The following is a 1,180-nucleotide window of genomic DNA, read 5'->3' as shown; positions in this document are numbered from 1 at the left end:
CAAGTTGTTTTTAGACGCTCTGTTTCTTTCTCGATTGCTTCGCGCTTGCTTGAGAATTGTGACCAGCGCTCATCACCTACAAAACCTAAATTACGTCCGATCTCAGTTAACCTTAGGTCAGCATTATCTTCGCGTAGTAACAAACGGTATTCAGCACGGCTTGTAAACATACGGTAAGGCTCACTGGTTCCTAGTGTAATCAGATCATCAACCAGTACTCCGATATAAGCTTCATCTCGACGAGGGCACCAAAGCATATCACCACTTGCTTTCAACGAAGCATTCATACCAGCAAGTAAACCTTGGGCACCGGCTTCTTCATAACCAGTTGTGCCGTTAATTTGGCCAGCGAAAAACAAGTTCTCGATAAACTTTGTCTCTAGGCTTTGTTTCAAGTCTTGAGGGTTAAAGAAATCGTACTCAATTGCATAACCAGGCCGCGTAATATGTGCTTTCTCGAAGCCCTTCATTGAACGCACTAAGTCAATTTGCACATCAAAGGGCAAACTAGTTGAAATGCCGTTTGGATATAACTCATGCGTTGTCAGCCCTTCAGGCTCGACGAAAATCTGGTGGGAGTCTTTATCTGCAAAACGATTAATTTTATCTTCAATAGAAGGGCAGTAACGTGGGCCTGTTCCTTCTATGATGCCTGTAAACATGGGTGAACGATCAAAACCTGAGCGAATAATCTCATGCGTACGTTCATTAGTATGGGTTACATAGCAAGAAATCTGTTTTGGATGTTGTTCAACTGTGCCGGTATAAGACATTACCGGTAAAGGTGTATCACCTGGCTGTTCGTCCATTACGCTAAAATCAACTGAACGTGCATCAATTCGGGGCGGTGTACCCGTTTTTAAACGGCCAACACGAAAAGGCATTTCTCTTAAGCGTTTTGCCAATGCTATCGACGGTGGATCTCCCGCACGTCCACCTGAATGGTTTTCTAAACCAATATGAATAACACCGCCTAAAAAGGTTCCAGTTGTCAAAACAACGGTCTTTGAATGGAAGCGAACTCCCATATTGGTGACAACGCCACAAGCCCGGTCATTTTTAACAATCAAGTCATCAGCCGATTGTTGGAAGATATCCAGGTTTTCCTGGTTTTCCAGGGTTTCTCGAATTGCGGCTTTATATAAGATTCTATCTGTTTGTGCGCGTGTAGCTCTTACCG

General features: G+C 43.7%; 1 protein-coding gene. It reads right to left on the bottom strand.

Annotated features, from left to right (window positions below):
* The coding region (mnmG, locus tag A3757_RS02635; protein ID WP_068739128.1) for a tRNA uridine-5-carboxymethylaminomethyl(34) synthesis enzyme MnmG at positions 1–1,180 on the bottom strand (1,180 nt) is incomplete at both ends.

This window comes from Oleiphilus sp. HI0117 (assembly GCF_001635235.1).
Note: the sequence above shows the minus strand (reverse complement) of the source record. Positions and strands in the feature narration are given on the sequence as shown.